The sequence below is a fragment of the Pseudomonas sp. HP_08 genome (assembly GCF_055284095.1).
Window position 1 is genome coordinate 197,838 of the sequence record NZ_JBTOQC010000054.1, and the last position, 22,722, is coordinate 220,559.

Annotated in this window: 27 protein-coding genes; 26 read left to right on the top strand and 1 reads right to left on the bottom strand. The window is 60.0% G+C overall.

Features of this window, described 5'->3' with window-relative positions:
- Window positions 1-11 precede the first annotated feature (11 nt).
- The 6 genes from ACYAS9_RS31225 (at window position 12) to ACYAS9_RS31250 (ending at window position 3,542) form a co-directional block, all read left to right on the top strand.
- Window positions 12-356, top strand: a complete 345-nt coding sequence (locus tag ACYAS9_RS31225; RefSeq protein WP_463572369.1) for a Lar family restriction alleviation protein — start codon at window positions 12-14, stop codon at window positions 354-356.
- On the top strand, window positions 353-1,648 hold the full coding sequence (locus tag ACYAS9_RS31230; RefSeq protein WP_463572370.1) for a tyrosine-type recombinase/integrase: 1,296 nt from the start codon (window positions 353-355) through the stop codon (window positions 1,646-1,648). Before ACYAS9_RS31225 ends, ACYAS9_RS31230 begins: the two co-directional genes overlap by 4 nt.
- Window positions 1,645-1,962 (top strand): hypothetical protein, encoded by a 318-nt coding sequence (locus ACYAS9_RS31235; protein WP_463572461.1) that lies wholly within the window; start codon window positions 1,645-1,647, stop codon window positions 1,960-1,962. The genes ACYAS9_RS31230 and ACYAS9_RS31235 overlap by 4 nt, the downstream gene beginning before the upstream one ends.
- A gap of 3 nt (window positions 1,963-1,965) precedes the next feature.
- Complete coding sequence (locus ACYAS9_RS31240; RefSeq protein WP_463572371.1) at window positions 1,966-2,349, top strand: antiterminator Q family protein; 384 nt, start codon at window positions 1,966-1,968, stop codon at window positions 2,347-2,349.
- A gap of 163 nt (window positions 2,350-2,512) precedes the next feature.
- Window positions 2,513-2,836 carry a hypothetical protein gene (locus ACYAS9_RS31245; RefSeq protein ID WP_463572372.1) on the top strand — a complete coding sequence of 108 codons (324 nt, stop codon included), beginning with the start codon at window positions 2,513-2,515 and terminating at the stop codon, window positions 2,834-2,836.
- Window positions 2,837-3,293: 457 nt separating this feature from the next.
- Complete coding sequence (locus tag ACYAS9_RS31250; protein WP_463572373.1) at window positions 3,294-3,542, top strand: hypothetical protein; 249 nt, start codon at window positions 3,294-3,296, stop codon at window positions 3,540-3,542.
- 394 nt (window positions 3,543-3,936) lie between these two features.
- Here ACYAS9_RS31250 and ACYAS9_RS31255 read toward each other — a convergent pair whose 3' ends face one another.
- Entirely contained in the window at window positions 3,937-4,566 is a 630-nt protein-coding gene (locus tag ACYAS9_RS31255) for a hypothetical protein (protein WP_463572374.1), read from the bottom strand.
- Window positions 4,567-4,720: 154 nt separating this feature from the next.
- On the opposite strand from ACYAS9_RS31255, the gene ACYAS9_RS31260 reads away from it, so the two are divergent.
- From ACYAS9_RS31260 to ACYAS9_RS31355, 20 genes are all read left to right on the top strand, one after another.
- The gene (locus ACYAS9_RS31260; protein ID WP_463572375.1) at window positions 4,721-5,035 is read left to right on the top strand and encodes a phage holin, lambda family; all 315 of its coding nucleotides are present in this window, start codon (window positions 4,721-4,723) and stop codon (window positions 5,033-5,035) included.
- A 41-nt stretch (window positions 5,036-5,076) separates the two neighbouring features.
- The gene (locus tag ACYAS9_RS31265) at window positions 5,077-5,448 is read left to right on the top strand and encodes a hypothetical protein (RefSeq protein WP_463572462.1); all 372 of its coding nucleotides are present in this window, start codon (window positions 5,077-5,079) and stop codon (window positions 5,446-5,448) included.
- Window positions 5,449-5,652: 204 nt separating this feature from the next.
- Complete coding sequence (locus ACYAS9_RS31270; RefSeq protein WP_463572376.1) at window positions 5,653-6,318, top strand: hypothetical protein; 666 nt, start codon at window positions 5,653-5,655, stop codon at window positions 6,316-6,318.
- 197 nt (window positions 6,319-6,515) lie between these two features.
- The gene (locus tag ACYAS9_RS31275) at window positions 6,516-7,118 is read left to right on the top strand and encodes a hypothetical protein (RefSeq protein WP_463572377.1); all 603 of its coding nucleotides are present in this window, start codon (window positions 6,516-6,518) and stop codon (window positions 7,116-7,118) included.
- Window positions 7,119-7,170: 52 nt separating this feature from the next.
- Complete coding sequence (locus ACYAS9_RS31280) at window positions 7,171-9,192, top strand: phage terminase large subunit family protein (protein WP_463572378.1); 2,022 nt, start codon at window positions 7,171-7,173, stop codon at window positions 9,190-9,192.
- Between the two features lie 9 nt (window positions 9,193-9,201).
- Window positions 9,202-9,456, top strand: a complete 255-nt coding sequence (gpW, locus tag ACYAS9_RS31285) for a gpW family head-tail joining protein (protein WP_463572379.1) — start codon at window positions 9,202-9,204, stop codon at window positions 9,454-9,456.
- Window positions 9,457-11,115 (top strand): phage portal protein, encoded by a 1,659-nt coding sequence (locus ACYAS9_RS31290; RefSeq protein WP_463572380.1) that lies wholly within the window; start codon window positions 9,457-9,459, stop codon window positions 11,113-11,115.
- Window positions 11,112-11,975, top strand: coding sequence for a S49 family peptidase (locus ACYAS9_RS31295; RefSeq protein WP_463572381.1), 864 nt, complete (start codon window positions 11,112-11,114; stop codon window positions 11,973-11,975). Before ACYAS9_RS31290 ends, ACYAS9_RS31295 begins: the two co-directional genes overlap by 4 nt.
- A 34-nt stretch (window positions 11,976-12,009) precedes the next feature.
- Window positions 12,010-12,720 carry a hypothetical protein gene (locus tag ACYAS9_RS31300; RefSeq protein WP_463572382.1) on the top strand — a complete coding sequence of 237 codons (711 nt, stop codon included), beginning with the start codon at window positions 12,010-12,012 and terminating at the stop codon, window positions 12,718-12,720.
- Window positions 12,721-12,752: 32 nt separating this feature from the next.
- On the top strand, window positions 12,753-13,451 hold the full coding sequence (locus ACYAS9_RS31305) for a head decoration protein (RefSeq protein WP_463572383.1): 699 nt from the start codon (window positions 12,753-12,755) through the stop codon (window positions 13,449-13,451).
- A 65-nt stretch (window positions 13,452-13,516) separates the two neighbouring features.
- Window positions 13,517-14,560 carry a major capsid protein gene (locus tag ACYAS9_RS31310; RefSeq protein ID WP_463572384.1) on the top strand — a complete coding sequence of 348 codons (1,044 nt, stop codon included), beginning with the start codon at window positions 13,517-13,519 and terminating at the stop codon, window positions 14,558-14,560.
- A gap of 2 nt (window positions 14,561-14,562) precedes the next feature.
- Window positions 14,563-14,904 (top strand): head-tail joining protein, encoded by a 342-nt coding sequence (locus ACYAS9_RS31315; RefSeq protein ID WP_463572385.1) that lies wholly within the window; start codon window positions 14,563-14,565, stop codon window positions 14,902-14,904.
- On the top strand, window positions 14,901-15,596 hold the full coding sequence (locus ACYAS9_RS31320; RefSeq protein WP_463572386.1) for a phage tail protein: 696 nt from the start codon (window positions 14,901-14,903) through the stop codon (window positions 15,594-15,596). The genes ACYAS9_RS31315 and ACYAS9_RS31320 overlap by 4 nt, the downstream gene beginning before the upstream one ends.
- Window positions 15,597-15,598: 2 nt before the next feature.
- Window positions 15,599-15,856 carry a DUF2635 domain-containing protein gene (locus tag ACYAS9_RS31325; protein WP_463572387.1) on the top strand — a complete coding sequence of 86 codons (258 nt, stop codon included), beginning with the start codon at window positions 15,599-15,601 and terminating at the stop codon, window positions 15,854-15,856.
- Window positions 15,853-17,331 carry a phage tail sheath subtilisin-like domain-containing protein gene (locus ACYAS9_RS31330; RefSeq protein WP_463572388.1) on the top strand — a complete coding sequence of 493 codons (1,479 nt, stop codon included), beginning with the start codon at window positions 15,853-15,855 and terminating at the stop codon, window positions 17,329-17,331. Before ACYAS9_RS31325 ends, ACYAS9_RS31330 begins: the two co-directional genes overlap by 4 nt.
- Before the next feature lie 60 nt (window positions 17,332-17,391).
- Window positions 17,392-17,757, top strand: coding sequence for a phage tail tube protein (locus ACYAS9_RS31335; RefSeq protein ID WP_463572389.1), 366 nt, complete (start codon window positions 17,392-17,394; stop codon window positions 17,755-17,757).
- Between the two features lie 3 nt (window positions 17,758-17,760).
- Entirely contained in the window at window positions 17,761-18,021 is a 261-nt protein-coding gene (locus tag ACYAS9_RS31340; protein WP_463572390.1) for a phage tail assembly protein, read from the top strand.
- Between the two features lie 160 nt (window positions 18,022-18,181).
- Window positions 18,182-20,209 carry a phage tail tip lysozyme gene (locus tag ACYAS9_RS31345; RefSeq protein WP_463572391.1) on the top strand — a complete coding sequence of 676 codons (2,028 nt, stop codon included), beginning with the start codon at window positions 18,182-18,184 and terminating at the stop codon, window positions 20,207-20,209.
- The gene (locus ACYAS9_RS31350) at window positions 20,206-21,630 is read left to right on the top strand and encodes a DNA circularization protein (RefSeq protein ID WP_463572392.1); all 1,425 of its coding nucleotides are present in this window, start codon (window positions 20,206-20,208) and stop codon (window positions 21,628-21,630) included. Before ACYAS9_RS31345 ends, ACYAS9_RS31350 begins: the two co-directional genes overlap by 4 nt.
- Before the next feature lie 10 nt (window positions 21,631-21,640).
- The gene (locus tag ACYAS9_RS31355) at window positions 21,641-22,717 is read left to right on the top strand and encodes a phage baseplate assembly protein (protein WP_463572393.1); all 1,077 of its coding nucleotides are present in this window, start codon (window positions 21,641-21,643) and stop codon (window positions 22,715-22,717) included.
- Window positions 22,718-22,722 lie beyond the last annotated feature (5 nt).

The window sequence follows — 22,722 nt, forward strand, 5'->3', positions numbered from 1 at the left end:
AGAGCGGCTGCATGACTGTTCAAGTGAAAATGGATCCTTGCCCATTCTGCCAAGGCCCTCCATGTGTCACCGCCGTTGATTTCATCACCCGTGCGGTAGTGGATGACGACAGGCCCCAAACCGAAGACTTTGATGAAGATTACACGGCGTATGTGTGGTGCCACGAATGTGGGGCTCAAGGCCCAGAGGTTGATTCTTGCTCTCTTGGGACCTTTGAGGGTATGTACGACCTTACGGTCGCGGATGTGGTACGGGTTGCCATCAACCGTTGGAATAACAAGCGCGCCGATGCGCGCTCAGCGTTTGACGCGGCTGATCGCAATGGGCTGAACCTGTTTCCCCAAGGTGACGCATGATTACCCGTCCTGTGAAATTTTCAGACGCTGAAATTCGCCGTCAGGCCGCAGATTCTATCGTTCGTGACATTCGGGATGCTCGCTACCCTGGCCTTTACCTGCGATTCCATCAGGATCGTGCAAGAGCTACCTGGTATCTGGTCAAGGGCAAAGCCTGGACCCCGATCGCGCACTATCCCGACATTGGCCTGTCAGCAATTCTTGCCGAGCTGCCTGCGATCCGTCAGCGGCTGTTGGCCGATCCTGCCGCCCAGGCCGGCGCCTGCTTCGCAACAGTCGGTCAGTTGCTCAACTGGTACAACGACCGTATGAGCCGTGACCGTTCGCTGTCGGCAAAGCGCAAGAACACGTCAAAATCTGCAATCAAACAGCATTTGCATCCGATGCTGGGAAGTCTGGCCGTGGCCGACCTAAACGCGGCAAGCCTTGATGAAAAATTCATCTGGCCCAGTCAAGCCACGCTGTCACTGTCCTACATTCGTTTGATGTTTGTGCTGCTGCAGACGGCATTCAGCCAGGCGCTCAAGCTGGGCTTGATCACCAGCAATCCGTTGGCGGGTATGAGATTCAAGGACTTCACAAAGAGCCGGATCAAAGCAAAGCCATCAGCATTGCGCACCGTGCAACTGCCTGAAATCGTGAATCAGTTGGCTCATGCCTTCAGCCATGCGCCCGGTGATGCGGTGCTGGCTCTGATGATGCTGGCCCACGGCACGCGCTTGGGAGAAACGCGGCAGACTTGCTGGGCGGATATTTCGCTGCCTGACGCTGAATGGTTCATTCCTGCTGCCCACACCAAGACCCGTACCGAGCATCGCCTGCCTCTGACCGCTCAGGCTCAAGCGTTACTGATCGCGTACCGGGTCAAGCAAGTAAATCAGGGCTACAAGGGTAAATACCTGTTCCCTAACCGAAAGGGGCTGCCGCTGAGCGAGAGCCAGGCCAATGCTGTGTTTGTTCGGCTGGGTGAGGGCGAATGGACCAGTCACGACTTGCGCAAGGTGTCCCGTACAGCCTGGACTGATCTCGGTATCGATGGCCACATCGCCGAGATGCTGCTCAATCACAGTCTGGGCAAGATCGCCTCGACGTATATCCACACTCAAGCCATGCATCAGCGCCGGATCGCCTTGGAGACCTGGCACAACTGGCTTGATGGCATCGGCTTTCAAACCATTCACAACCTGACTGCAACCAAATTGGCAGATTCACAAAATCCCGTGCAGGCCACAAACGACGAGGCCTGCAATGCCTTATCGGATTCTGTAAAAGGCGAGGAATCGAAATGCTGAAAAAGCGCCACGGACCGGCGTTGCATGTCGATCAGATCGACCTCGCTCAGTGTCAAGTTTGCCGCGGGAAAGCCGTTATCAAAGGGATATTTCATGAGCTTCCCTGTGATGCCTGCAGCGCCTCTGGTTGGGTTCGTGCCGATGACGGCCAGGCCCTGCCGCTGCAAGACCTGGTCATCCAGATGAGCCTGCGTTTGCAAGCTGCTCAGCACCTGATCAACCAATTAAATAAGCCTCGGATCGCTGGTCCAGAGGGGCATTACCAACACAACAACCGTCTGGGCGCAGGCGGCACAAATTACACAGGGGATTGATTCATGATGATTCGCAAGCCGCTGCATCGCCCCCTGGGCGACACGGAATACATGCTTGAGCAGTGGGGGTGGTGGCGTATGGATGGGCAGGGCATTCCAAGCTATGTATCGCCATCTTTGGCGATCATGCGCGATATGGTGCCCAGCGCATCAAAGTCGTATGTGATCACTGACGACTTGGCCTTGGCCGTAGATGGCGCGCTTGCGCGGCTTTGCCGCCGCGATGCCCAGATGGGCGACATGGTTTGGCTCTACTTCGGGTCAAAGTGGCCAGCCGTGAAGGTAGGGCGTCATTACAAGGTCAGTGAAATGAAAGCGCGGGAGCTGATCAAGGCCGGTGTCGCCTGGATCGATTGTGCGTTGGAAAGCCTTCGCAATGCTGCTTAAAAAAAGAGTTGTCCATATGGAATAGCTTTGTTTTTATAGCACGGTGTTCAGCTGTAACAGCGCGACACCCCACATTAAGCCCAGCCATCGCGCTGGGCTTTTTGTTTTCGATTCTTGAGCTAGCCTCTGTATGGCCATTTGGCATGAATCGAGAGGGATGCACATGAATCGCAACAAGGCACTGGCCAAAGAGATCCTCGAAGTCATCGTCGGTGAGGACAATGGTGGTGGCGGGCTGTATCGAAGCGAGATCCACGGTGTTTTCGCGGAAAGACACCCGGATCCTAAGACAGGTCGTTCAGACTGGCTGGATTATCATCTAAACCTGCTTGAGACGGCCGGATTCGTGAAGTTTACCAAGGACGAACAAGGCCGCGCAGAAGACAATTTCGAGATGACCTGGGCGGGCCATGACTTTCTTGAGGGTGAGGATGCTGAGGGTGCTCAAGATACTCAAGGTGCTGAGTGGGCCGCCAAAGAGTGGTAGTTAGCCTAATAAATCGCCCATAGGTCAGCCCAAGTGCTGGCCTTTTTCATTTCTGGAAGGTGGCGCCTAGCGGTGGGCAATCCGGTTTGAACCCGGAGCTGCTGGAAACGGTAAGGGTTCGACTCCTTTCCGACCATCAGCAACTGGCGTTTATTGACCAGATGGCTATATGGCATTATTGTCTTCTCGACGAGGGGATCAGAATGCGAGATAGCTATGCTTGCTGCGATTGAGTTGGATGGATGCATTGGCGGTGAGCTTGACAATGTTGTGGCTGAAGGGCTGCCGATAGCTTTGATTCGGGACTCGGAAGAGGTATGCATTTCGAACAGTATTTCTTCTGAAAGCGAACATGCCGTCAAGGGCGTCCGTTCCAGTCTAACTCTAGACAACGTCCATCACAGTGAAGGGTCTCTTAACCTTGCGCCTGCAGGAAACGGGTCAGAAGGAAGCGACCATGCCTCTGCTTGATCTCGAAGAAGCCGGAGATATAAATGTCAATAAGTGCTCTACCACAGACCCAACCTTGATCAAGGCTAAAGGAAGAGTTGGTGATGTGGTGGTGGTTGATTCCAATGCCGGTAATAGAAAAGAAAAATTTAATTGGTTGACGTGGTTGGCCAATCATTCGTTATCTGTCGTACTTGGTGTCTCCGCAAGCCTGATCGCTGCTTGGCTCATATTCCAGTATCACTGGTTTCAATAGACACACCATCCCTCAAGGCCCCGGCATATGCTGGGGCTTTTGCTTTTTCAGTGATGCCACAGCCAGGGTGGGCCTTCGGGCGGGCCTGGACACGGAATAGCCGGACAGTCTCGTGTTGGTAAAGAACACCGGCAGTTGCAGCGCTCAATCCCGATCACTCACTTGGGTGGCTGTGGCGGGCAGCGCGGGAAGACACGCACATATTCAAAGGCTCGCCACGTGGGCGGGCCTTTTCTTTAAATGGAGTCAGTCATGGATAGCGCCGAGACGTCAAACCTAGATGCTCAGATTTCTGCTCAGGCTCTCCGAATTCCGTCGAGAACCATCGGCGGAATCCGGGTTGCCCTGTTCCCAGGCAGCTCGCTGGCTATAGGCTGTCGCGGGATTGGGCTGGCTAGCGTTGAAAATGATCTCGCAGAAGCTCAGCTCGAATCTCGTGGAGAGAGTCATGGGTCTGAGTCGCTTGGCTTTCAGCTTCCCTGAATTTGCGGTTGGGACGCTTGCCTGGTATCCAGCCACCATCGCTTGACCACCTCCAGTCAAGTTTTTTTGCTTCATCTCGGGCGCTTGCAGTTGCTCGGTTGTTGAGGCGGTATTGAGTCAAAGCTTGATCAACTCGTGGATCATCACTCAACAAGACATGCTTGTTCTCTATTACTACTGGCCAATTGAGGTCAATCTGGATTGGCGGGCAGATCGAGAATGTAGTGAAGCCCTGTTCGTTGATAGAACCTGGCGTCGGTTGACAATGATCAACAAGCTCGTCGTCTGGTGAATGCCACACGGCGTGATGTGTAGCCTCAATGTAGAGGCCAGGGACTCGGGTGATTTGCCATCCTTGAATTAAGGCCCCTCCATATTGCTTGCAAAGATTCGCAACGGTCCAATAGCAGAATCCATGTGTAAAGGTTGGGCTTCTGCGCACTTGGATAAGTGGAGAGCTTTGCAGTATTTGCAGCAGCTCAATCTCGCCAGGTGATCCGATTGGAAAATCTTCAACTGGAAGGATGACTGGGTAGCTCATTTCGATTTCCTTTCGATAGTGGTGTTACGCCAACTGGTCTCTATAGCAAGCCTTTGGGACCAAGTCCACACGCTAAACATAACCATTCCAAGGCTCGCTAATCAGTGGGCCTTTTTCGTTTACGGCTCCCGAAAGGGAATACACCGGTGCTCATATGCCTGACAAACCAGACACCTGGGCCCGAATCTACCTGGCCATCTCCGACCCGTTATGGCAGGGGGTAATCATGGCGACCGTAATTTCATTCCTGCGCGTGCTGTACGACGCTCCAGGCACCAAACCTTGGCGCATCCTGCTGGAGTCGCTGATCTGCGGTTGCCTGAGTCTCGTTGCCTCCATCGTCATCGAGTGGATGGACTGGCCCATGAGCGCCTCCATCGTTGCCGGCGGCGCTATCGGCTTTCTCGGCGTGACGGCGGTACGAGAGCTCTTGCTGCGGGTCATAAACCGCAAGGCGGATTCGGTATGAGCATCGAAACAGCGAACACCATCGGCAAGCCCTACGCGGCCTTGCGGATCATCGCGGTCGCCTTGGTGATCACGATCGTGGCGGCCTTGCTGATCGCCATCCAGCAGATCCGGGTTGTCACGCTACAGGGTGACCTGGCCATCGAGATAAAGAGCAGGGCCGATGCAGTCGCTGCCAACGTCGAAAGCCAGGCCACGATCACCACCTTACGTGCCGAGGCCAAGCGCAACGCCGACTATCAGGCCGACTTGGCCAAGCGGCTACAGTCCAGCGAAACGAAAGCCAGACAGGCGAGGGTAGACTTTGAAAAACTCAAGCGCAACAGCAAGCCGGTGCGTGATTGGGCTGCTCAGCCTCTGCCTGACGGCCTGCGCAGCACCGGTGGTAACAAAGACAACCGCAGTTCGAATTGAGCCGCCAGAGCTGGTGCCATGCGAGCGGGTGAGCGATGCCGACGCTGATCTGCAATTGAACGGCAATGTCTGGGCGCTAAAAGATCGGGCAATCAACTTGCTCGACACATGCGCCGACCAAGTCGACGCACAGATCCTGCGCAGCCAGAGCAAGTAGCCTGTTCCTCAAATTCGCAACTTTGCATTTCATATCGCGGGGAAATTATGTCTATCGAACTCTCCGTGCATGCAGACTTCAAGGAGTTTTCCCGATCCTTGGGTGCCCTGGCACAAAAGCAGATCCGATACGGAGCTGCCTTGGCGTTGACGGAGTTGGCCAAGCGCGTCCAAGAGGCGGAGAGCAAGCAGCTCGGACGTACTCTCAAGAACCCGAAGGCGTTCACTCGCAACTCAGTGGGTATGAAGGGAGCGCGCCGCGACACATTGCAGGCCACTGTATTTGTCCGTCCGATTGCAGCGAAGTACCTCAGGCCATACGAGGAAGGCGGCTTGCACGTGCTGCCGGGTCGCTCGTTGCTCAACCCGAAGAATATCCAGCTCGACCGCCACGGGCAGCTGCCGCGCAAGACCTTGGCCAAGCTCAAGGCGCGCAAGGATATTTTCATTGGTCCGGTCAAGACCAAAGCTGGTGTCATCAAGGGCGTCTGGCAACGACCGCACGAAAAGCCCAAGGGCGTGCAGCGCAAAGGTGCCGTCAGTAAAGGCGGTGCCAACAACACCGGCAAACTCAAACTCCTGATTCGTTTCGGCGATGCGGTGTCGGTGAACAAGCGCCTCAACTACCGCCGCACGGCTCAGGAAGAGATTGATCGGCATAAGGCGTCTGCATTCAGGGACGGTCTGGCAAGGGCTCAGGCAACCGCCAGATAGCAAGCAAGTGACGCCGCGAAAGTCGACCGTATGTCGGGGCTGCTGAGCCGCACCAGATTGGTTCAGGGGGTAGGGGGTAGGCCCCCACCCCCCTATCGCGGGTCCCTCCTGAGGATCTATGCATCGAGGGCATTGCGCGGCTCGATGTATCCCCAGCTATGAATTTTCAAAGGTGTTCGCACCCTCTGGACCCACTTATGAGCCAAGGCATTTCCATACGCGAATTCGCACGCCGTGAAGGGGTGTCCGACACCCTGGTGCGAAGGGCGTTGAAAGCCGGCCGGCTGCGGGCTCTGGACGATGGCACAGTGGATCCGCAACTGGTTGGTAGTGGATGGCGGGCGACCGCTACAAATCCACCAAAACAGCCAGTGCGAACTGCGAACACACATGTTCGCACTGAGGTGTTCGCAGGTTCGCACCCAGACAGCGATGACGAGGATGAATCCCTGGAAGGATTTGTCGAGCGGCTGATCGCCACCGGCGAGGTTCCTTCGCATGACTACGCCGAGGCGCAGCGCCGCAAAGAGAACTTCCTGGCGCTGCTCAAGCAACTGGAATATGAGACTAAATCCGGCTCCCTTGTGTCGCTAGAGGTGGCCGAAAACATCCTTTTCGACCAGGCCCGCGCTATGCGTGATGCCTGGCTCAATTGGCCGACCCGGGTCGGGCCGCTGATCGCGGCCGAGATTGGGCAGGAGGCGGATCGCATAACAGGAGTGCTGACCGAGTATGTCCACAAGCACATTGCCCAGCTCGGCCAGCCGGAAACAGAAGTCGAATTCGCTGAGCAAAAGTGACCGGCTAAGCATTGCCTTTCGGCGAGGGTTCACACCGCCACCGCGCATCAGTGTGCCGGACTGGGCCGATAAATTCCGGCGCCTGGCCAAGGAGGCCGGTGCTATCTCGGGCCGATGGGAAACCTCGACCGTCGAGGTGGCACGCGGGCCAATGATGGCGGTCACTGAGCCAGGCGTGCATGTCATCACGGTGATGGTCAGCACGCAGCTGCTCAAGACGGCACTGCTGGAAAACATCTTCGGCTTTTTCGCGCACCTGGACGCGTGCCCGATGCTGTTGCTACAGCCGAAGGAAGACGCCGCCGAACAGTTCTCCAAGGAGCGTATTACCCCGCTGATCCGCAGCACGCCGGTGTTGCGCAACCTGATCGGCAGCGGCAAGACCCGCAGCAGCGACGAAACCTTGCTGTACAAGGCCTTTGCCGGTGGCTTTCTGGCACTGGCCGGCGCCGGCAGTCCGGACAACCTGGCGCGCCGGCCGATCCGCGTCCTGCTGGCCGACGAGGTGGACAAGTACCCAATCACCCGTGAGGGCGATCCGATCATGCTGGCCGAAGAACGGACGGCGAGTTTCGGGGCCAACTGGCTGTCGGTCCGGGCGTGCTCGCCGACGGTCGAAGACGAATCCCGGATTGAAAAGAGTTACCTGGAGTCGGATCGCCGACGTGCGTCACTGCAGTGCTGTCACTGCGGGCATCGTCAGTTCCCGGACTTCTTCAAGCATGTGCATTGGAAGAAGGACGAAAACGGGCAGCACCTGCCCAAGACGGCCCGCATGTTCTGCGAAGGCTGCGGCGCGGAATGGTCCGAGGGTGATCGCCTCAAGGCGCTGTCGACGATCCGCTGGCATCAGACCCGGCCCTTTCATTGCTGTGATGAGCGGCATGTGCCACTGGACCTGTATGACGCGGCCTGGAAGCTGGAGTCGGCCGGTTCGGTTGATCAGGTATGGACCTGGTGGGCCAGCGAGCGATATGCCGTTTACCGGGCGCGCTGCCCGACCTGCGGCAGCCTGCCGGTCGACAATGAACATGCCGGTTTTACCGCGTCGAAGCTCTACAGCCCCTGGGCCAAGGACAAGCCGGCGGACATTGCTCGCAAATGGCTGGCCTGTGGTGACGACGAGGACATGAAACTGGCGTTCTACAACACCCAGCTCGGCCTGCCTTATCGCAAAAACTCAGGCCGTGAAATCCAGATCGAAGCCTTGGCAGCCCGGGGCGAACTGTGGAGCGCCGAGGTTCCTGACGGGGTTGCCCTGATCACGGTCGGCATCGACACGCAGGATTACCGCATTGAAATCGAGGTGATCGGCTGGGGGGCCAATGAGGAGTCTTGGTCCATTGATTACCACGTGATTGAAGGCGAATTCGATCAGCCCGAGGTGCAGGCCGCACTGGATCAGTACCTGAAGCGGATCTGGTATCGCGCTGATGGTCGGGGCTTTGAGGTCATGGCGGCCTGTCAGGACTCCGGTGGCCACCACACCCAAGCGGTGTACAGCTTCTGCAAGGCCCGGATCGGGCGCCGTATCTGGGCGATCAAGGGTGAGTCTGCGCGTAACGGAAAGCGCTCGCCAGTCTGGCCGACGAAGGTGCCCAGCCGGCGCAGCAAGGCCACTTACAGGCCGGTCATCCTTGGTGTCAATGCCGCGAAGGACACGATTATCAACCGCCTGATGAAAGAGCAGCCCAAGGCCGGTATGCCCAGCCCGGGTTACATGCACTTCCCGGCGAGCCGCGACATCAACTATTACGCCCAGCTCACGTCCGAGCGGTCGGTGGTCAAGGAAGTGGGTGGTCACAAGTACCGCGTCTGGGAGCCACGTCCAGGACGTGCAAACGAGGCGCTGGACTGCCGAGTGTATGGCTATGCGGCTCTGCAAGGGCTGTTGCATGCAGGCCTGAAACTTAACAAACGGGCAGAGGACGTCAACTCGCTGATCGGCCAACCGGTGCCGAGGCCCTTAGCACATGCGCCGAGTATGTCGGAGCCGGATTCGACGCCACCCCAGACTCAGTGGGCAACCCCTGCGAAGCCTAAAAAGCGCTCTTCGGTATCCCGAATGGCATAGGAGAGAATCGTGCGTACACCCTCAACGAATAATTTCACCGGCGTTCCCAAGCTGACTCTGCAGAGGTGGCTGGGCGAGGCCCAGCAGGCCATGCATGAACTCAGCACTGGCACCAAGGGTGAAGCCTACAGCTACACCCAAGGCGACGGGACGCGTTCGGTCACCTACACACGTGCCGATCTGGGCGCCTTGCAAGCCCACATCAACTCCCTGATGCATGCCTTGGGCATGCGTAAACGCAGAGCCATCCGGCCGGTGTTCTAAATGACCAACCCAACTGCCATTCTCGATGCCCGGGGCCGTCCCTTTGCGCCTGTGCCGCCGAAAAAGCAGGGCAGCGTGACCGGTTACGGCTCTGGGGTGAGCGGCAGTTCCCTGTTTCCCTATGAAGCGGCGAATCTGGCCACGCAGGAAATGGGCGATTGGCTGCCATGGATCCGCTCACCGGACTCCGAAATCAACCAGTATCGCGACCGGATGGTGGCTCGCAGCCGCGACCTGGTTCGCAACGATGGCTGGGCTGCAGGCGGCATCACCCGCATTCTGGACAACACCGTCGGCGCATCCCTGCGGCTGTCGGCTAACCCGGACTACCGCGCCCTGGCGGCCCTGAGCGGTGACCGCCGGTTCGATGCGGCTTGGGCCGAGGAATTCCGGCGCGAGGTTGAGGCACTTTGGCGGACCTATTCTGATGACATCGGTCGCTACAGTGACGTGTCACGGCAACTGACCGTTTCGCAGCAACTACGCCTGGCACTGCGGCATAAGCTAGTCGATGGCGACTCGCTGATCGTGACGCACTGGAAGCCGGAGCGGGTTGGTTATGGAGGCGCAACCTTTGCCACCGCCTTTCAGGTGGTCGACCCGGACCGGCTATCCAACCCTTACCAGATGGTGGATAGCCGCTACATGCGCGGCGGGGTCGAGATCGATGACGATGGCGTGCCGTTGGCCTACCACATCCGCAAGGCCCACCAGAACGACTGGTACAGCACTATCGAGAGCATGGAATGGGAGCGAGTCCTGCGCGAGGATGAGGACGGCTGGCTGCGGGTGATCCATGATTTTGAGCATGACCGCGCCGGCCAGAATCGGGGCGTCGGCATTTTCACGCCGGTGCTGGCCCGCTTCAAGATGCTGGCCCGGTACTACGGTGTCGAACTGCAGGCGGCCACCATTGCCGCGACGTTCGGCACCTATGTGACCAGCCCTTACGATCCTGACCAGGTTCGCGAGGCCTTGGACGATAGCGACGAGCTGTCGGCCTATCAGCAGATTCGGGCCGACTGGGCCGATGAGCGGCCCGCCATGCTTTCGGGGGCCCGCATTCCGACGCTTGCGCCGGGAGAGTCGATCACCTCGGTGGGAGCAGCACACCCGCATAGCGGCTTCGGTGAGTTCGCGCACGAGATGTTGCGCACTTTCGCCGCCGCTGCCGGCATTTCGGCCGAGCAGGTGACGCAGGACTGGTCAAAGACCAACTATTCCAGTGCGCGGGCCGCGTTGCTGGAGAGCTGGAAAACGCTCACCCGGCGTAATACGGAGTTTAAGGTCGGTACGGCTACCCCGGTTTATTCCTGCTTTCTGCACGAGGCCATGGATCGCAACATGCTTCCGATGCCTCGCAATGCCCCGGACTTCCTGGAGGCCCGCACGGCCTATTCGCGTTGCGAATGGTTGGGTGTTGCACGTGGCTGGGTGGATCCGGTGAAAGAGAAGGAAGGCGCGATTCTGGGCATCAAGGGTGGCTTGTCGACCCTCAAGCGCGAATGCGCCGAGCAGGGGCTCGACTATGAGGAGGTTATCCAGCAACGGGCGGCGGAAGTTGCCCAGTTCAAGGAGGCCGGGCTGCCGCTGCCAGAGGGCTATGCCCCGCTGAACCCCAACCAACCAAATCCCATGAACGAGCCAACATCAGAATGACCAACTACCCGCATCTGGCGCAGAAGCTATTCAACGTGCCGCTGGCCATCACGCCGCAGAAGGCAGAAATCGTCATGGCAGCGCTGGCTGATCGTTTCGGCTTGGCGCGCCTGTTTCACGGCAATGGCCGTGTCGTCGCGCTTGACGACTGGGACGACGATATCGGCGAACCGGCATCCAGCCGCGCTTATGAAGTGGTCCAGGGTGTGGCGATCATTCCAGTGACCGGCACGTTGGTGCAGAAGCTGGGCACCATGCGACCATATTCCGGGATGACCGGGTATGACGGTCTTCGGGCATGCCTGAGCATGGCCCTGGAGGACAAGTCGGTCAAAGCCATTGTCCTGGACATTGACAGCCCTGGTGGCGAGGTGGCCGGCTGTTTTGACCTGGCCGATGCTGTTTACAAGGCCCGAGGCAAAAAGCCGATCTGGGGCATCCTGTCCGAAAGTGCCTATTCGGCAGCCTATGCCCTGGCCAGCGCGTGCGACTACGTTACGGTACCGCGTACCGGGGGCACCGGCAGCGTCGGTGTCATCTGCATGCACGTCGATATGTCCAAGGCCCTTGGCAATGCCGGCGTCAACGTCACGCTGATTCACTACGGTGACCGCAAGGCAGACGGTGCCGATTCCCGACCGTTATCGAAACAGGCCCTGGCCCGCTATCAGAGCGATGTCGACGCCATGGGCGAACTGTTCGTAACGACCGTGGCCCGTAACCGTGGACTGTCGGCCAAGGTGGTTCGCAAGACCCAGGCCACCACCTTCCTCGGTGCCGAAGGTGTCGATATCGGTTTTGCTGATGCCGTCATGGCTCCGGACGAAGCTTTCCGCGCCTTGCTCAAGACGCTTCACTGAGTTCAACCCCCAACACCCCTATTGAGGTTTTCCCATGTCCCTTTCTTCTCGACTGGCGGGCGCGCTGTCGTTCGCCCATCTGGCAGGCATTGGCGCCCGACGCGGCCAGGCCGCACGGGCCGATGATGATCTGCCTGAAGACGATGACCGCGATGATGACGATGAGCGCGACGACGATGACGAGCGCGAGCCGGATGGCAAAAAAAGCAAACGCGCGCGCCGTGCCAAGCGTGCCAAGAGCAGCAAGCGTGGCAAGCACGCTGATGACGATGACCCGGACGCCGAAGACGACGATCCGGATGCCGACGACGATGACCCGGACGCTGATGATGACGATCCGGATGCCGATGATGACGATGACAGGGATCCCCCGTTGGGGCGCAAGGCGCGGCGCGCCAAGCGGGCTGATGACGATGATCCAGACGCTGATGATGACGAGGACGAGTTGCATGGCAAGAGTGCCGCCGCCCGCGCTCGTCGCCGTGAGCGCGCCCGTTGCGCGGCCATCTTCGGTTCTCGCAATGCCGGCCGTAACCCGGCACTGGCCGCCAATCTGGCGTTCAACACCAGCATGAGCCGCAAGCAGGCCTTGGCGGTGCTGCGCGATACCCCGGCGGGCAACCCTGGTGCTAACGGCCGAGCCAACCGCAATCCCCAGCTGGGCTCCGAAGGTGGGCACAACGCAGGCCGTACCGATCAGGTCGCAGGTAGCTGGGATCGCGCCATGGGCAAAGCCCGCGGCTGATTGAAGTCATTCACGTTTCGCAGGAGAAACACATGTCGTACGTTCCTCAAGTCCCGCTGGTGGAGAATCGCCATGCGGGTGGCTTCATCGTGTCGCAGGCCAATGGGCACCTGTCCATTGACGGCGTGCAGTTGTCCGGTGGTCACGGTGTTCTGCAGGCCGGTACCGTACTGGGCTATTCGGCCCTGAATTACACGGCTGTCGGCGCCGCTGTTCCGGGCAACTCCGGCAACGGCACTCTGGGCGGTGTGGTCGCCAAAGCTCCGGCCATGGTGGGTGTCTACACCGTCACGCTGATCTCGGACACCGAGTTCATCGTCGAGACCCCCAATGGTCAGCCCGTGCCGGCATTGGGTGGCACGGTCGACCCCGGCGATGACCAGGACGTGGTCACCGGGCCCGGTACCGTCGGTGATGTGTTCAATGCCCACGGCATCGGCTTCAAGCTCAGTGCCGGAGCCACGGCGTTCGTCGAGGACGACAGCTTCACCATCACGGTGACTGAAACCGGCGAAGGCTGGCGGCCGGTGACCAGCGCATCGGCGGATATCACCCGTTACGGCGTGCTGTATCGCATGACCGACACCGAACGCGGCGATGTACACGCTGCGGCTGTCGTGCGTCAGGCCGAGGTCAACGCCGAGGAGTTGATCTGGGATGCGTCGCTCAGTGCCGCGCAACAGAACGCCGCGACGGCGGCCCTGGAACTGCAGGGCGTCATTCAGCGCTGATCTAGCCCTGAACCTTCATTGATTACAGCCCGCTTCGGCGGGCTTTTGCATTTCAAGGAGCCTTCATGGCCTCGCTGAACATTTTCAACCGGGATGCCTTTTCCGGAATCGCCCTGACCACCGCTATCGAAAAGTATCCGTTCCTGCCCACCGGTGTCGGTGAGCTGGGGCTGTTCACGCCCAATCCGATTCGCACCACGGCGCTGGCCGTCGAGGAACGGCAGGGCAAACTGGTCCTGATCCCGTTCTCCGAGCGCGGCGAAGAAGGCACCCAGCGCGTCACCGAGCGGCGTAAGGCGCGTTACTTCGAGGTGCCGCGTCTGATGCACTCGGACACTATCACCGCTCAGGAAATCCAGAATATCCGCGCCTTCGGCAGCGAATCTGAGCTGATGCAGGTGCAGACCGAAGTGGCGCGCCGCCTCAACGGTCCCACTGGCCTCACCAGCAACATCGAGTACACCTGGGAATTTCAGCGCCTGGCAGCAATTCAGGGCATGTGCCTGGATGCGGACGGTGAGATCAAGTTCGACTGGTTCGCAGAGTTCGGCATCGAGAAACCCAAGGACATCGTGTTTGACCTGGGCATCAATCCGGACGGTTCGGCCATCAAGCCCAACTCCCTGCGTCCGCTGTGCAACAACATCGTGCGAACCATGGCGCGCAAGTCTCAAGGGGCCTTCCTGCCGTCGACCGAGGTCTATGCCATGTGCGGCGACGACTTCTGGGACCGCTTGACCAGCCACCCTGATGTGACCAAAACCTATTACAACTGGGCGGCGGCACAGGAGTTGCGCCAAGGCAATGCCTTCCAGGCGATGCGCTTTGGCGGCATCAACTGGTTCAACTACCGGGGTTCGGATGATGGCAAGACCATTTCGGTCAAGCCGAACGAGGTGAAGTTTTTCCCCAAAGGCGCTCCTGGCATCTTCGAAGTGGCCTACGCGCCTGGCGAGACCTTCGAGTGGGTCAACACGCCCGGCAAGCCGATCTATGTCCTGCCGATCCCGGATCTGCAGCGCAACATGTGGTGGAAAGCCGAGGTGTACAGCTACCCGCTGCACATCTGCACCCGTCCGGAAGTGCTGATGTCCGGCAAGTTGAAGTAACCATGCCCATCGATTGGGACGCGGTTGTACTCGGGCCGCTGGAGCGGGTGTTTGGTGAGGGTGACAAGGCCGGCGGGCCGATCATGTATTACCCGCAGGACGGTGAGCCCTATGCCATTGATGGAGTGTTCGACGCAGCCTGGCACGATGTGACGATGGTCAACCCCATGGTTGAAGCCAACACTACTCAGCCAGTGCTGGGCGTACGCCTTTCTGCATTCCGAGTCGACCCGCAGCAGGATGACGAGTTGTATATCCCGCGCACCGGAAAACGGTACCTGATCAAGGATGTTCAGCCGGATAGCCATGGTGGTGCAAAGCTGATGCTGGGGGTGATGCGATGACTACGACATCTGAGTTGCGGCAGCTTGCTGTTGCTGCCCTTAAAGGGGCGACATCTGCGGGCGACAGGGTGTATGCGGCCAGGACCTGGCCTACGACCAAGGGCAGCTACCCGTTGATTTATCTGTATACGCCGGCAGAGACCAAGGAAGGTCTGGGCCGCAACGGGGCGCCGCAATACACCGTGACAGCAACGCTGCGTATCGCTGTACGGGTTGAGGTGCCGACGATGGCAAAAAATGCCGGCGCCGAGCAGGCCACGCTGGAGCTGGAAGCCCTTCAGCGCCGAATCGAAAGGATTTTGATCAACAACCCGGCGCTGATGGAGCGGGTTCAGCAGTTCCCCTTCATTCATGCCGAAATGGTTGATGACGGGGAGGGCGAGTCCGATCTTGCCGAGCTGGTTATGGATGTCGGCATCGAGTTCTACCAAGGGCCTGAATACTTCTACCCCATCGACGACGAGCCCGATCCAGGCGAAGGCTTTGATGCTGCTGCAGCGATTGCTGCCATCGCGCCGGTGAATCCGCTGCTCGATCTTCGGATCAACAACGACCTGGTCGATATCGTCGACCCGACCGGCACTTATGCCGATCCGCCGTTTCCCGATGCCGTCACACCGGCGCCGAGGACCAGCGGCCCTGACGGCCGTAATGAAAGCGGCCTCACCTTTGAATTTACGCCGCAGGAGTAATCATGCGCATCTATCCAACCCCTGGCCTGGTCGTTCGCGACCCGGTCAAGCGCGACATCGTGCCCGAATCGGGCCGTGAAGTGCCCGACGACGTGTTCTGGCAGCGGCGCCTGGCTGACGGCGATGTGAGCTTGACGCCGCCCGAGGCGGTGCAGGTGCCCGATAGCGCCGGTACCGAAAGCACGGATGCCTCGCCGCCACTGGCTGAGCCCGACGACGAGCAGGATCTGCCTGCAGACGATGCGGGTGACGATCAATGACCGTCCCATTCAGCAATATCCCGTCGAACCTGCGCGTACCGCTGTTCTATGCCGAGGTCGACAACAGCCGTGCAAACAGCGGCGCGCAGACCCAGCGTACGCTGATTATCGGCCAGGTGACCGCAAGCGGTAATGCGGTGGTCAACGTGCCGGTGCTGGGGCAGGGCGTCAGCGATGCGCAGGCCAAAGGCGGTCTGGGCTCGATGCTGGCCCTGATGACGGCGGCCTACAAAGCGTCTGACGACTTCGGTGAAATCTGGTTTCTGCCGCTGGCCGATGCGGCCGGTAGTACGGCAGCCTCCGGTACCCTTGCGGTGGCGGGCACCCCGACCGCGACAGGTGTGGTGTCATTGTATGTCGCTGGCCAGCTGCTGAGCCTGACTGTTACTGCCGGCGAACTGGCGGCCGACATCGCGGTAGCTCTGGCGGCGCTGGTGAATAGCTCGCCGGATCTGCCGGTCACCGCAGCGGCCACCGGCGTTACGGTAACGCTCACGGCCAAGAACAAAGGCTTGTCCGGCAACGAGATTGACCTGCGCCTGAACTACCGGGGTACTGCCGGTGGCGAAGCAACCCCGGCCGGCTTGACCCTGATCATCACGCCGATGGCTGCGGGTGCGACCAATCCGGTACTGACCGCTGCGCTGGCTAACCTGGGCGACGAGTCGTTCGACTTCATCGTCTGCCCGTACACCGACACGGCCTCGCTCGATGCGCTCAAAACCCTGCTCAACGACCGCACCGGTCGCTGGAGCTATGCCAACCAGATTTATGGCCACGTGTTCGCCGCCCAGCGCGGCACGCTCGCAACGCTGGCCACTGCCGGCAATGCGCGTAACAACCAGCACGAGACGATCATGGGGTTCAACAACTCCCCATCGCCGGCGTGGGTCTGGGCTGCCGACGTGGCAGGTGCCGCTGCCGTGGCGTTGCGTGCCGATCCGGGCCGACCGCTGCAAACGCTGGCACTCAGCACCGTGCTGGCACCGCCGACGGCTTCACGCTTCATGCTGGGCGAGCGCAATACCCTGCTGTGGGACGGTATCTCGACATTCACGGTGGCCAGCGACGGCACTGTGGCCATCGAGAACCTGATCACGACGTATCAGAAAAACGCCTACGGATCGGCTGATGACAGCTACCTGCAGGTGGAAACGCTGTTTCTGCTGATGTTCGTGCTGCGCGCTCAACGCACGCTGATCACGTCGAAGTATGGGCGGGTGAAGCTGGCCGCCGACGGCACCCGGTTCGCCCCAGGTTCGGCCATCGTGACGCCATCGATCATCAAGGCCGATTTGATCGCCCAGTACACGACGCTGGAATACCAAGGGTTCGTGCAGGACGCCCAGGCCTTTGCACGAGCCCTGATCGTCGAGAAGAACGCGACGAACCCGAACCGCGTCGACGTGCTGTGGCCTGGCACGCTGATCAACCAGCTGCGCGTGTTCGCGCTGCTTGCGCAATTCCGCCTGTAACCACCCAGGCATTCATTCATGGCCGCTTTAGAGCGGCTTTTTTTCGCCTGGAGAAATGACATGGCAAATCCAAATCGCCTGGCGGGTACCTGTTACCTGTCGGTCGACGGCAAGAGCTACATGCTGGCCGGTGACTTTTCGTACCGCACGTCTGGGGTAAAGCGCGAGACGCTTTCCGGTCAGGACGGTGTTCACGGGTTCAGCGAGAGCCCGTCGGCCGGCTACATCGCGGCCACCGTCCGCAACTCGGGTGAGTTGAGCCTGGACGATATCAACGCGATGGACAACGTCACGGTGGTGGCCGAGCTGGCCAACGGCAAAACCATCATCGGCAGCAACATGTGGACCATCGATCAACAAGAAGCCAAATCATCCGACGGCACCATCGAGGTGAAGTGGGAAAGCGCATCCGTGAAGGAAAACTGAGTCATGAACGAACAAGACGAAATCGTTATCGAGTTTGCAAAACCCATCCAGCTGGGCAAGGGCGAGGATGCTCTGACCTACGACAAGGTGACATTGCGCGAACCGCTCGCCGGCGAACTGGAAAAGGCCTCTCGCGCCGATACTTCCATCGGCTCGGTCATCGACATGATCAGCCTGATTAGCAAAGTTCCACGCGGCGTTGCCGAGCGTATGACCCAACGTGACCTGAGAAAGGCGGACCTGTTTTTCCAGGGTTTTTCCTGATCTGGTCAGATGGCCGGAGCGGATGGCCAGAGCTGATTGCTGAGCTGACCAGGTATTACAGATGGGGCCCCAAGGATGCATGGGGGCTCACGCTGAAAGAGCTTGGCTGGTGGAATGACCAGGCCAGGCGTATGGAAGCGACTCCGGCGGAGTAATCGCAGTGTCGAATACATTCACGATCACCATCGGCGCCGTGGACAAGGCCACCAGCGTGGTGCGCAAGGTCAACGGCGAGGTAGCCCGGCTGGTCCGGCCATTCCAGGACGTTGGCCAGTCGTTCAAGAACCTCGGCAAGGAGTTGGGCTTTGAGCGACTGGGCCGAAACCTGACCGGAATCGGCCGTGAGGCCGGTGTGGCTGCCCGGGGTGTGGCGTCGATTGTGGCCCCGCTGGGGGCTGTGACGGGCGTGACATCGGTGGCCGGTGTAGTCGCGCTGGCGACGAGCTGGGGGCACCTGGGGCGTGCTATCGATAGCAGCGCCCGAGGCATCGGCGTCAGCGTTGGTGAGCTGCAGAGCTTTCAGGGCGCGGCGAAGTTTCTCGGGATCAGTACCGACCAGACCAGTGCCAGCTTGTACGGTCTGGCGGGTGTCATGCAGGACGCGCAGTGGGGCCGTAATCAGGGCGCACTGCTGATGTTCAACCGTCTCGGGATCGGCCTTAAACGCACTGCCGACGGCACATGGGACGTGGTCGGGCAGTACAAAGCGATTGCCAATGCCATCGCAAAAGAGGCGGACCCGCAGAAACAGGCAATGATTGCCCGTGCCTTCGGCATGGAAAGCATGTTGCCATTCCTGCGTCAGGGCGCTGCCGGCATCGAGCGTTATGAGGGCATGGTCAAGCGTCTGGGCTATGTGATGAGCGATGACGCGGTGAAGCGCGGCAAGGAGTTTTCCGTCAGCTTGGCGGGGCTCGGTATTGCCATTGATGGCGTCAAGCGTTCAATCGGTGATTCGCTGATTCCGGCGATCAAGCCTCTGGTCGACCAGTTTTCCAACTGGCTGGCTCTCAACCAGCAGCTGATCAGTACAAATATCGGCGAGTGGGCTCAAGGATTTGCCAACTGGATTGGCAAGATCGATTGGGCCAAGGTGGGCGAGGGTATCGTCAACTTTGGCAAGGGTATAGGGAAGCTGGTTGACTGGCTGGGCGGCTGGGAAAACGCCGCCATTGGTGTGGTTGCGATCATGAATGCGGGGCTGATTGCCGGCGTAGTGACGTTGGGTATCACCCTCGGCCGAGGTCTGGTCGGCATCGGCATGTTTATCCGCATGCTGACGCGCTGGAAGGGAGCGGCGAATGCGGCCGGGGCGGCAACGGACGCCGCTGCAGGCGCCGCAGCGCGAGCGGCTGCAGTAGGCGCAGGCGGTCGGGCCTTTGGGACCGGCATGTTTGGTCTGGGCGCTGTGGGCCTTGGCGCGCTGTTCTACTCGCCGACGCTCAACGACGGTGAAGATGAGGAAATTGCCCGGATCCGTGCCCGTCAAGGCCTCCCGGCGGTCGAGCAGCAGACGCCGGATCAGGCCAGCCGTGAGCGATCCACGTCCGAGGCCTGGAAGATGCTCAGCGGCGTCGACAAGGATCAGTCAATTGCTGCGATGGACTTCTTCAAGTCCAAGGGCTGGAGCACCGCCGCGTCTGCCGGCATCGTCGCCAATGGCGTGGCTGAAAGCGGCCTCAATAATCGTGCCCTGGGCGACTGGGGACGAGCGCGGGGAATCTTTCAGTGGCATCCCGATCGGCAACGCGAATTCGAGAAATTCGCCGGATTCCGGATCACCGATGAGCGTGCCACGCGGGAGAAACAGCTTGAGTTCGCTCACTACGAGCTGACTCAAGGCCGCGAGCAATCCGCCGGCGCGAAGCTGCGCGATGCACCTGATGCGCGCACGGCCGGCGCAATCGCTTCACGCAGTTGGCTGCGCCCGAAGGCGGTAGAAAAAGAGGCCGAGGTACGCGGCGCAATGGCAGACCAGCTCGCGGCGCCGCAAGGCCCCTATACCCGTCAAAAACAGCAGGTACCGGGAACGGCGCCTGCAGGCGGCGAACAGGGCGGTGGCGGCACCGTGAAGGTTGAGATCGAGCACATCAACGCGCCCGAAGGCACAAAAACCAGTGTCAAAACAACCGGCAACGTCGAGGTGAGTAGCCGCGTTGCCCGATCTGGAGTGGGGAACATTGCATGAGTCTGCTATCCGACATCGTCGACATCGCGGTCGAGTCGAACAAGACCTGGCAGGACCGACTCAACAAGGCCTCTTACCGGGGCGTGCCGTTTGCCGTGTATGGCGGCGAGGCCCGATTCGGGCGCCGCCTGGCCCTGCATGAATACCCGGGGCGCAACGTACCTTACGTCGAAGACCTGGGGCGCTCGACGCGTCGGATCCGTATGAGCGGTTTTATCGTCACCGACAGCGCGGTTTATGGCGGCGGTGACGTGCTGGCCCAGCGTGATGCGCTGGTAAACGCTGTAGAGCGTGCAGGGCCCGGCAAGCTTATGCACCCAACCCTGGGCGAGCTTAACGTCAGCATCGTCGACGGTGGTTTCAGCGTGATCGAGCGCTGGGACATGGGCCGGTACTTTGAAATCAGCTTCATTTTCATCGAGTCCGGCGAGCGGGTTTTCCCGAAAGTCACGTCATCGAGCAAGAGCCTGCTGGAAAAGCTGGCCGATGCGCTGGGGCTGGGCGGCGTGCTGGACTTCGTGAAAAAGGTGATCGGCTTCGTCAAGAAGGCCATCAGCATTGTCGAGGGCGTAATCAAGTTCGGCAAAGCCATTGTCGGCATGGTCGTCGGCGTGATCGCCGGTTTCAAGAATCTGGTCGGCCGCATCACCAGTGCTGTGAAAGGCATCATGGGTCTGGTCGGTCTGATATCCGGCAACACCGGGCGTTACAGTAACGGCAACGTCAGCAGCGCCCTGATCGCGAGTCGCAAGCAAAAAGGCACGTCGATGGAGGACCTGATTGCGAAAAACACCGCGAACCGGGCCGCCGTCGATGAGGCGATGGACCGCCTGACGGCCTCGGCCGAGACGCTTGATGCTTCAAACAGCGAAGTCCTGACCACCGCGCTCGATGACGTCATGAACGCACTGGTCGCGGGCATTCCCGATCCAGGCGGTGCCATCGTGCTGCTGGGGCCTCTGGCAACGTACCGGCCCGATACCTTCACCAGCAATAGCGATCTGGGGATTGCGAAAAACGTCGCTCAGGAGGCCACCAGCGCGCTGATACGGCGTGCGGCCATTGCCGCGATTGCGCGGGTGTCGGCGGATTACGCGCCGGCGTCGCACGACCAGGCCATCGACACCATGAATGTCGTGGTCGGCTACATCGATGCGGAAATCCTGATTGCCGGCGATGCCGGCGACGACGACAGCTACAACGCGCTGCGCGACCTGCGCGGTGGCATCGTCACCGCGTTCACGACCAGCGGCGCAACCCTGCCGCGTCTTGAGACGTTTGCGTTCAACGCGCCGATGTCTTCGCTGGTGATGGCCAATCGGCTTTATCAGGATCCTGCCCGCGAGCGCGAGCTGATCGAGCAGGCCAACCCCATTCATCCTGCATTCATGCCAGTCAGCGTAAAAGCCCTGGCAACCTGAGGCGCGCCCTGTGGAACCCGAAGAACTCTACCTGACCGCTGATGGGTCGGTGGTCACCGGCTGGACGGATATCCGTGTGACCCGTGGCATCGAGCGGCTGCCGTCTGACTTTAGCGTCGGCCTGACCGAGCTATACCCGGGTGAATTGGACCGCCTGGTCATCGAGCCCGGCGCGGCGTGTGAGGTACGGCTGGGCAATGACCTGGTCATCTCCGGCTATGCCGATCACTTCGTGCCGAGCTTCAGTGCCGGCGCCCATTCGATTCAGGTGGCGGGCCGCTCCAAGTGCGCCGACCTGGTCGACTGCGCAGCTGAATGGCCCGGCGGGCAGATAAGTAATGCCAACGTGCTGGGCATCGCCCAGAAACTGGCGTCGGTCTACAAGGATCTGCCGGTCACCAGCGACATTGCAGACCTGCCGATCCTGCCGCAGAGCAACCTGATGCTGGGTGAATCGGCGTTTGAAATCATTGACCGTATGGCCCGGTTTTCAGCGGTGCTGGCCTACGACCTGCCTGACGGCGGGCTGTTTCTCACCCGCGCCGGCACCCGGCAGGCGGCGAGCGGGTTGGTCGAGGGCCTGAATGTTCAGGCCGCGTATATCCATTACTCGGCTGACCAGATCTATTCGGACTACGACGCCTATATACAGTCGGTCGATACCTACACCGATCTGGGGCAGGGCGGCAACCAGTTGCAGAAAGTCCGAGATTTTGGCGCGAAGCGACACCGCACGCTGGTGATCATTTCCGAAGGCGGCGGGCTGGGCAACGAGATTGCCATGCAGCGCGCAACCTGGGAGAGCGCACGGCGCTGGGGTCGCTCGCGGGTCGTGAAAATCATCACCGACAGTTGGCGGGACGCTGACGGGGCGTTGTGGGAGCCCAACACCCTGGTGCCGGTGTCGATCCCCCGGCTGAAACTAGTCGCTGACAGCATGCTGATCAGCGAAGTCACGTTTCTCAAAACGCCTGAGAACGGCACCACGGCTGAGCTGACGCTGATGTCTCCCGAAGCGTTCCTGCCGCAACCGATCAACCTGACGCCCTTGTGGGGTGAATTTGCCGAGGTACAGCCCATTGAATGATGCCG